Genomic DNA, 8,997 nt, shown 5'->3' on the forward strand with positions numbered 1-8,997 from the left:
AACAGTTAACAGTTAACCATTAGCTTAAGCTTTCATCTTTTCAGCTTTGGCGATCGCTTCGTCAATATTGCCGACGAGATAGAAAGCTTGTTCGGGTAAAGCGTCGAGCTCACCAGACAGAATCATCTTGAAGCCCTTGATCGTTTCTTCTAGCTTCACATACTTACCAGGAGAACCGGTAAACACTTCTGCCACAAAGAAAGGCTGAGACAAGAAACGCTCCATCTTACGGGCACGGGCCACCGTCAAGCGATCGTCTTCAGACAATTCATCCAAGCCCAAAATGGCGATAATATCTTGGAGTTCCTTGTAGCGTTGCAAAGTAGCTTGGACAGCACGAGCGATCGCATAGTGATCTTCACCAACGACAGCAGGTTGCAACATCGTCGAAGTAGAATCCAGAGGGTCAACTGCTGGATAAATTCCCTTAGAAGCTAAACCGCGAGAAAGCACGGTAGTAGCGTCCAAGTGAGCAAAAGTTGTCGCCGGTGCGGGGTCAGTCAAGTCATCTGCGGGTACGTAGACGGCTTGTACTGAAGTAATGGAACCCTCTTTAGTCGAGGTAATCCGTTCTTGCAAGTCACCCATGTCAGTGCCCAGAGTTGGCTGATAGCCTACAGCAGAAGGCATCCGGCCAAGTAGAGCAGATACTTCAGAACCAGCTTGCACGAAGCGGAAGATATTATCAATGAACAGCAGCACGTCTTGTTTGCTGACATCACGGAAATATTCAGCCATAGCTAGAGCGGACAAACCTACACGCATCCGAGCTCCAGGCGGCTCATTCATTTGACCGTAAACTAGGGCAATTTTGGATTTGCTGCGGTCTTCTTCGTTAATAACCCCTGACTCGATCATTTCTTTGTAGAGGTCATTACCTTCGCGGGTGCGTTCGCCCACGCCACCAAATACTGATACACCACCGTGAGCCTTGGCGATGTTATTCACCAATTCCATCATAATCACGGTTTTGCCCACACCTGCACCACCGAACAAGCCGATTTTACCGCCGCGACGGTAGGGTGCGAGAAGGTCGATCACCTTAATGCCTGTTTCAAATACCGAAGGTTTAGTTTCTAATTCGGTGAAAGCGGGGGCGCTGCGGTGGATGGGTAATCTTTCCGAAGCACCGACAGGGCCAAGGTTGTCTACAGGTTCGCCGATAACGTTAAAAATCCGGCCGAGGGTGGCGGGGCCGACGGGTACTTGGATGGGAGCTCCAGTGTCTGCAACTTCCATACCGCGCACTAGACCGTCGGTGGAGAGCATAGAAACAGTCCGCACTTGGCTGTCGCCGAGGAGTTGCTGCACTTCGCAGGTGATGGAAATATCTTGACCTGCTTGGTTTTTGCCTGAGATTTGGAGGGCGTTATAGATTTGCGGCAGTTTGCCGGTGGGGAATTTTACGTCTACAACGGGGCCGATGATCTGGGTGATGTAGCCGACGTTTGTTTTTTCTGCGGTGGATACCATGAGTACCTGTTTTAGTATGCTATTTTTCCGCGATCGGAAACAGTCTTAACATTTAGTAATGCCATCCTTCATTGTAGGATTGCGTGGTTCAATTGAAAACCCGTAGTTTGCGCTACAAGTTTGAGTAATAATTTTTGGGGCTGTTTTGGGCAGAATGGGTAAATCGTGTTTTTTGTCAAGTGTTGAGGGGGATTTTTTGGGGATTTTGTAGAGGTTAGGGCTCTCGGTTTTGGGTGGTCTGTTCCCAGGGGAATTTGCTGGTAGCAGATTTGAGCGCTTAAGCTGATTTCAGTCTTTAGCACTTGCGATCGGCAGCTTGGATAGCATATCAAGTTGCGCCATCTTCACAGCCAAGTTACCATTCTGATAGTATGATTATTATAAGAAGCATAAATCTTTGTAGCCAAGTTATAGTTCCGATAGTATGATAATTATAAGGAGACTAAAGTTAAATTGAATGAAAAAATTATAACATCAATTATCGGCATATTTTTTTTTGAAAATTAATTACAAATAAGGAAACCCATGCTGGAAACTATTATCAAGTATTTTGTCTATGCAACAAAAGGCTATATCACAAAAACGCAGTTAATCAAGTTTTTGTATTTAGCCGATCTTTATTCTGTCAAGTGGACAGGAAAGCAGCTTACTGAGCTAAATTGGCGTTATTATCACTATGGCCCTTGGAACGAAGACATAGATGCAGCTTTAAATCAAATGGATGGCAAAGATATTTCTCTAGAATTACAGGGAGAAACGATATTAATTAAACTCGCTGTTACTTCGGGTAATGTGAATGACTTGGAGTTGCCTTTAGGTCTGAAGCTAATGCTTGACAACATCAGAAGAGAATGGGCTGGTGCAGGACAGGATAAAGTAAATCAGTTACTAGATTACGTTTATAGCACTGCTCCAATGCTTGAGGTTAAAGATAGCCATAAGCCAGAGGAAAAGGTGCGGCTAAATCTTTTTAAAGAAAGAGAAAAGTTAATCGGTGAATTGGGGTGAGCAAGTGGCTGGGAAAAAACCGCGCCAAGGTTGGATTTATTTTATCAATCCCTATAGAGTATCTATTCGTTGCAAACTAGGGCATAATCATATTTATGACTTAAATGAGCCAGGGGAAATTGAATGCAAAACTAACTCTTGCACCCAGATAATTAATTCCAGTAGGGTGTTCCGAGGAGAGCACCCTTATATTATTTGGACAAGTGACCAATTTCAAGATGATGTTGAATATATACAAACTTTCACTGTGATTCCATTAACTTCACAAGAAACCTATAAAGGTTTACCAACAGCATATCCGATTAACTCTACAAGCAAAAATGGTCTTTCTGCAAATTCCTTTGCTCTAGTACATCAGATATGTACTGTTGATGCTAACTGCTTTAAAGACTTACAAGGAAATTGGTCAGACAGAATTGGACAATTGGATAAAGGAGATAAAGAAGCGATAGAGGAACGTTTAAAGTATTTTTTAAATCTTCAGGAAAGTCCTGGTGAAGATTGGTTTGCTCAAAATGCGTCCATAGAACTTTTACAGAAGGTATTTGATTATCTACCCGATAAAGAAACAAAAAGTAATGCCATAGAAAAACTAATAGATAATCTCGGATTATAATAAGTTACAGGTATGCGATCGCGATCGCATCTTCAACATTTAAGTTGATTTCCTAAACAGTGAAGTTAATTTTCTGAAATCAAAAATAGGTATGATGAATGAGAATCACTGTTAATCAAAATGTATTTGTCTTAGAATCTTGATATTGATCTGCTCCTCTTCTAAAAAAATAGTGCTATATTAAATACAACCATCTACTGACTATTGGAGGAACCTTAAATATGAATCCTAAGATATTTGAAATTGTGGCTCATAGTTGTTTCTTCGGTTTAATCGGTGCCATCGTAGTATTTTATCTCTGGCCATCAGATGTAAAAAAGTTTATTAAATCTTTCTGGAACGAAACTCCCACTGAAATCATCTCCTCTCCTAGTCCCATTCATAGTCCCTAATTCTCCTAATAGCAACCCTACAAGGTGGCGTTGAGGAGATTAACTTTGCAGATTCTTAGAAATCAAATCCTAAACCACAATATTTTTAGCTAATTCAGAGGCTCTATACTATGGTTGATTTAGGTTTTACACATATTGCACTTGCAGTTAAAGATGTAGATGCAAGCATTGCCTTTTATACCCAGTACGCTCGAATGCAAGTAGTCCATCGTCGGATAGATCGGATGTCTCAAGTAGATGTAGCTTGGGTTAGCGATTTAACTAGACCATTTGTCATCGTGTTAATTAAAACGGAGCGAGTAGAAGGATCTCTTTTGCCTCAGTCTCACCTGGGTATTGCTTGTGAAAGTCGCGATGAAGTTAAGCAACTTTGCGATCGCGCTCAGTCAGAAGGAATTCTTTTAGAAGGGCCCAATGATTGGGGCGCTCCTGTTGGTTATTGGGCTTATATCCGCGATCCAGATAGTCATACGCTGGAAATTTCCTACGGACAAGAGGTGCGATTTACTATCGAACAAATAACTGAAAATAGTAATCCCGCTTTCAATGTGATTGTCACCGATTGATAAGTGGCCAGTTTCAAGCTGAAACTGGCCAGTGTGTGAAGCGAAGGCGGGTGCCCGCGCCTAAGATATGGAGATTTCGCAGGGAATAATTCAATCAGCTTCCAAGAAGACTGTCTCACTTATTTCTCAGCAAGAATCCCATAAATATCTCGTTTAGCTTGGTCTAAAAGCTCGCGCACCCGACTCATTCGCTCCACATTGCCACCGCGAGCAACTTGCATGACAGCAGCACCTAATTCTGTTGCTACATTTCGCAACTCAATTAACTCTTGGGGTTTACCCATCATTACGGTTTTGAAGGCCTCCCAAGGAGAGTCTGAATTTTCCTGTTGGGTACGCTCTGCCAAGAGTTGTCTACCCTCATCGGTAATGGTGTAAATCTTCTTACCGCCTTCCTGTGTGCTGTTGAGATAGCCACCATCCTCCAGCATTTGGAGTGTTGGATATACTGAACCGGGACTGAGACGACGGAAACCACCATTGCGGGTTTCCATTTCTTTGATCAGATCGTAACCATGAGCCGGGTGCTCGGATAACAATTCCAGCAGGATGAATTTGATGTCTCCCCGACGAGTCCGGTGTTCATCTCCCCACCCACGACCAAATCCTTGATCCCCAAAGTGTTTGCCATGATGGCCGTGATGAGGCCTACCACGCTCTTTGCCATGCTGGAACCAATAACTGATAAACGATAGATCCTCTTCACTGACTCCTGCGGATACAAGTGTCGGAAAGTCAAAACGAAAGCGTCTAAACATATCTAAGTGAATCCAAAATCAACTTTCTTTACTATACGACATATCGCGATATATCGGCATAGACTTAGATGAAGATTTGTAAAGATATGGTTGAGGGCGGAATTTTAGGGTGATTTGGGGCCAGCTTGGTCAAGACTTACGCATTACTGAGGTAACGCCGCCATCCTAGAGGTCAAGTCACTGCGTTTAGAAAGGGGTCGTACTACGATCGTGCATAAGTTTTGACCAAACTCATCAACGCTAGACTCATCAATTCCCAGACGAAACTTAACCAGTGCGATCGCCCGACATAAATATGCCGCCAGACGATAAAAGTCCAGTCCAGAAATACGTTGAAACCTGTTGCGATCGCCTGGTAAACTAAATATCTATGATTGAAATCCGCCGCCGTCGCCCCAACCCAGCCGTGTCCGTACTCTACCTCAGCTACCAGGTAGCAGTACCCGATGACAAACCCCGCCACATCCTAGAAGAAATAGTCTGGCAAAAAGAAATAGAAGTTGCCCAGATGCGCGATCGCACTCCCTTAGCCGAGCTCCAAAAACAAGCAGCTAAAATATCCCCTCCCCGCGATTTCCTAGCCGCACTGCGCCATAGCAAAACTAAACCCGCTGTCATTGCTGAAGTCAAAAAAGCTTCACCCAGTAAAGGCGTAATTAGAGAAGATTTTGACCCCGCCGCGATCGCACTTGCCTACCAACAAGGCGGCGCTAGCTGCATATCCGTCCTCACCGATGTAAAATTCTTTCAAGGTAGTTTCGATAACTTAGCAATTGTTCGCTCGACCGTTGAAGTGCCCCTACTTTGCAAAGATTTCCTGATTTACCCTTACCAAATTTACCTCGCCCGCGTCCGAGGAGCCGATGCCGTACTGCTAATCGCCTCCATCCTTTCTGACAAAGACATACAGTATTTTGTCAAAATTGTCAAAGCTCTGGGGATGAGTGCACTAATCGAAGTTCACACCCTCGAAGAACTAGATCGCGTATTGACCATAGAAGGCGTAAACCTCATAGGCATCAACAACCGCAACCTCGAAGATTTTACCGTCAATCTGGAAACTACCAGCCAACTTTTAGCCGCACGGGGTAGCGAAATCCGCGATCGCGATATCTTAGTTGTAAGCGAGTCAGGATTGCACGTACCCGCAGACTTGGCCCTCGTGGTTAGTGCTGGGGCTCAAGCCGTCCTGATCGGCGAATCTCTAGTGAAACAGCCCGATATTGCCCAAGCTTTAACAAAACTTACCCGCCCAGCCACCTGAGAGTCTTGACAAAGAGCTAAAATTCTGGTAATAGGTGGTAATATCCAATCCTATTCTTGCGATTGTCATGGCAATTAATAGCAGAAAAAAGAGCGATCGCCATTTTTCATTGTAAGCAAAGCAAAGCAATCGTAAGGAGTAAGATTTCTGCTCTCTTTATAACTCGCAATGACTACTAAGTAGATAGACCGAATTAAAGGTAAGGTGGGCGCTCGCCGACAACCATTTATTAGCGATAAGTTACAATTTTTGGGCGGCGAGCGCCCACCCTACAAGCTAATTTTATTCCCTTGTTACCCTTCTTCCCTAGCCCTGAGCATCGTAGCCCCTAGCCCCTCTTCCGCTAATTGAGGTAGATCGCCTTTCATGGAGCAAATTCCCCTTCCTTCCCACATACATTATGAACTATTACTGCAACTTCTAGAGCGCAAAACATTGTTTGCTGTCAGCCTAAAATCTCCCCAGCAAGAACAAGTCCAACAACTGATAGTCACCCTCCGCAAAGCCGTCGCTCAGCAAAAGCAACTCGAAGAAAGTTGCAAACGCTCTAACTTACCAGTAGAATACCTCTGGTCACTCAATGAAATCAAAGCTGAGTCAGTTGAGGGAGAAGTAAAAATTAAAGATTAAAAATTCAAAGATTAAAAATTAAATACTAAGAAGTGTGGAATTTTTGATTATAATTGCTATGACAATCATCAATAATTTTTAATTAAAAATTTATAAATTGAAGTTTTTTAACGATATAGCAACCTTCTTGGTAGTTAGGACATTCTAGTTTCCTTAAACCCTTAATTCTCTTCCCTTCTTCCTCTTCTTCCCTAGTCCCTAGCCCCTAGCCCCTAGCCCCTAACCGCTGAAAGCGGTTGCGATAATTTAGGCAAAAACTGATTTAGGATTGCTATAGTTACTAACGATTGAATTAGGACAGACAACATCATGGATAACAAGTTAATGCTGATGATTCCTGGCCCCACGCCAGTACCAGAAGCAGCATTACTGGCAATGGCCAAGCACCCGATGGGCCACCGTAGCAGCGAATTTGATGCGATCTTTGCAGAGTGTACTGAGAACCTGAAATGGCTACACCAAACTAAAAGCGACGTACTAAGTTTAACTGTTTCCGGCACTGGCGCGATGGAAGCAGGGATAATTAATTTCTTAAGTGCAGGCGATCGCGTCCTTGTCGGTAATAATGGTAAATTCGGGGAACGTTGGGGTGAAGTCGCCCAAGCTTACGGCCTAAATGCTGAAATCATCACCGCAGAATGGGGTCAACCCCTCGATCCAGAAAAATTTCGCGAGAAATTAGAAGCAGATACCAACAAAGAAATTAAAGCCGTTATTATCACCCACTCCGAAACTTCTACAGGCGTTCTCAACGACTTGGAAACCATCAACCGCCACGTAAAAGCTCACGGTGAAGCTTTAATTATGGTCGATGCCGTCACCAGTTTAGGGGCCGCTAACGTACCGATGGATGAGTGGGGAATTGACGTAATTGCTTCTGGTTCTCAGAAAGCTTATATGATTCCCCCCGGTTTGGGTTTTGTCGCCGTTAGTCCCAAAGCTTGGGAAGCTTATAAAACTGCTAAATTGCCGCGTTTTTATCTGGATTTAGGCAAATACCGCAAAGATGCTGCTAAAAATACGACTCCTTTCACCCCGCCAGTGAATATGTTTTTTGGTCTGCAAGTAACTCTGCGGATGATGAAGGCGGAGGGATTAGAAAATGTGTTTGCACGTCACCAGCGATTGATGAAAACTACCCATGCAGCGGTGAAAGCTTTAGGCCTGGGTTTATTGGCTGCTGACGGGGCCGCAAGTCCAGCGATTACAGCAGTGGCACCACCCGCAGAGGTAGATGCTCAAAAAGTGCGATCGCTGATGAAAAAGCGGTTTGATATTCTCCTCGCTGACGGTCAAGACCATTTGAAGGGTAAAATTTTCCGTATTGGTCATTTAGGATTTGTGTGCGATCGCGATATTCTTGCCGCTATTTCTGCCTTAGAAACAGTTCTCCGAGAATTAGGTTATGAAGGCTTTAGTTCTGGTGCCGGTATTGCCGCTGCTGCCAAAGTTTTGTCTGAATCTTAATTAAACAGGACTTACGCACGATTACGTAACGCCGCCATCTTGGGGGTGATTTTACCGCGCCTGTTGGCGGCGTTACCGATCTAAATTTTGCTGATTAATTCCCTGCACTTGACGTTGCACAGCGCTCTCAACTTGATTAGGTATATTACCCAGTTCTTGAGATAAATTTGCTAAGGCATTCTCTACTTTTGCTTGAAGTTCTATTAACTGCCGTTGTTGCAAATTTCCCCACTGTGGCAATTGATTAATAAACTGTTGCAAGTCGAGAATTACTGTAGTTAAACTGTCAATTTGCTCTAATTCTGGTCGCTGCTTGAATTGTTTGCTGATGATGTCTAACTCAGCTTGCACGAGTTTAATAGTTTGCTCTAAAATATTTTCTCGTTGGCGCAAATGCTTAATTGCTGAAACTATAGATTGTAAATTTTCTACTGGCTCAACATTTCGCTCGTTATCTTCTATTTGGGGGTTGACGGTAGCTAATAAAGTTGGTGTTTTTAACTGTTCCATCAGTTGCTCTACTAAAGCTCTATGTTGGTTGAGGCGATCGGTTGTGGAGGCTGCTGTTGTCTTTGTTTGTCGCTGTAATCTGTTGCGATTAATGAGGTTCAGTAAAAGTGATAAAACTATGGGTACGATAGCATAAATACTCTGAGCGAGAACCGCAGCCGCAATTAATCCAAAGATTGAGGCCGCTATGGATATATATTCAGCTATTTCTAGGAAATTGGTAGATGAATTATGGCGCATTGGTAATGGGTAATTGCTAATGGGTAATTGCTAATGGGTAATTGCTAATGGCTAATTAGGAAAAATTTTCCCC

General features: G+C 43.6%; 10 protein-coding genes. 7 read left to right on the plus strand and 3 right to left on the minus strand.

Translation table 11 applies throughout. The features are described 5' to 3' along the window. Positions 1–24: 24 nt before the first annotated feature. The gene (gene atpD / locus OSCI_RS14210; protein ID WP_007355687.1) at positions 25–1,473 is read right to left on the minus strand and encodes a F0F1 ATP synthase subunit beta; all 1,449 of its coding nucleotides are present in this window, start codon (positions 1,471–1,473) and stop codon (positions 25–27) included. A gap of 525 nt (positions 1,474–1,998) precedes the next feature. Between atpD and OSCI_RS14220 the strand changes: the two genes are divergently transcribed. The 4 genes from OSCI_RS14220 to OSCI_RS14230 all read left to right on the plus strand — a co-directional run bounded on the left by OSCI_RS14220 (position 1,999) and on the right by OSCI_RS14230 (position 4,055). Beyond that, positions 1,999–2,481: a type II toxin-antitoxin system antitoxin SocA domain-containing protein gene (locus OSCI_RS14220; RefSeq protein WP_007355688.1), complete on the plus strand. Its 483-nt coding sequence runs from the start codon at positions 1,999–2,001 to the stop codon at positions 2,479–2,481. After that, complete coding sequence (locus OSCI_RS14225; protein WP_019487011.1) at positions 2,468–3,097, plus strand: type II toxin-antitoxin system PemK/MazF family toxin; 630 nt, start codon at positions 2,468–2,470, stop codon at positions 3,095–3,097. Before OSCI_RS14220 ends, OSCI_RS14225 begins: the two co-directional genes overlap by 14 nt. Positions 3,098–3,318: 221 nt before the next feature. Next, positions 3,319–3,489 (plus strand): hypothetical protein, encoded by a 171-nt coding sequence (locus OSCI_RS30745; protein ID WP_007355690.1) that lies wholly within the window; start codon positions 3,319–3,321, stop codon positions 3,487–3,489. A 110-nt stretch (positions 3,490–3,599) separates the two neighbouring features. After that, positions 3,600–4,055, plus strand: a complete 456-nt coding sequence (locus tag OSCI_RS14230) for a VOC family protein (protein WP_007355691.1) — start codon at positions 3,600–3,602, stop codon at positions 4,053–4,055. 119 nt (positions 4,056–4,174) lie between these two features. Here OSCI_RS14230 and OSCI_RS14235 read toward each other — a convergent pair whose 3' ends face one another. Then, on the minus strand, positions 4,175–4,813 hold the full coding sequence (locus tag OSCI_RS14235; RefSeq protein WP_007355692.1) for a PadR family transcriptional regulator: 639 nt from the start codon (positions 4,811–4,813) through the stop codon (positions 4,175–4,177). A gap of 370 nt (positions 4,814–5,183) precedes the next feature. Here OSCI_RS14235 and trpC point away from each other — a divergent pair, with 370 nt between their 5' ends. The 3 genes from trpC to OSCI_RS14250 all read left to right on the plus strand — a co-directional run bounded on the left by trpC (position 5,184) and on the right by OSCI_RS14250 (position 8,174). Beyond that, the gene (gene trpC, locus OSCI_RS14240) at positions 5,184–6,077 is read left to right on the plus strand and encodes an indole-3-glycerol phosphate synthase TrpC (RefSeq protein WP_007355693.1); all 894 of its coding nucleotides are present in this window, start codon (positions 5,184–5,186) and stop codon (positions 6,075–6,077) included. 366 nt (positions 6,078–6,443) lie between these two features. Further along, entirely contained in the window at positions 6,444–6,707 is a 264-nt protein-coding gene (locus OSCI_RS14245) for a DUF5340 domain-containing protein (protein WP_007355695.1), read from the plus strand. Positions 6,708–7,016: 309 nt separating this feature from the next. Continuing rightward, positions 7,017–8,174, plus strand: a complete 1,158-nt coding sequence (locus OSCI_RS14250) for a pyridoxal-phosphate-dependent aminotransferase family protein (RefSeq protein ID WP_007355696.1) — start codon at positions 7,017–7,019, stop codon at positions 8,172–8,174. Positions 8,175–8,246: 72 nt separating this feature from the next. Here the strand turns inward: OSCI_RS14250 and OSCI_RS14255 are convergent, their stop codons facing one another. Then, the gene (locus OSCI_RS14255) at positions 8,247–8,924 is read right to left on the minus strand and encodes a hypothetical protein (RefSeq protein WP_007355697.1); all 678 of its coding nucleotides are present in this window, start codon (positions 8,922–8,924) and stop codon (positions 8,247–8,249) included. Positions 8,925–8,997 lie beyond the last annotated feature (73 nt).

The organism is Kamptonema sp. PCC 6506 (assembly GCF_000180455.1).
Lineage (GTDB): Bacteria > Cyanobacteriota > Cyanobacteriia > Cyanobacteriales > Microcoleaceae > Kamptonema > Kamptonema formosum.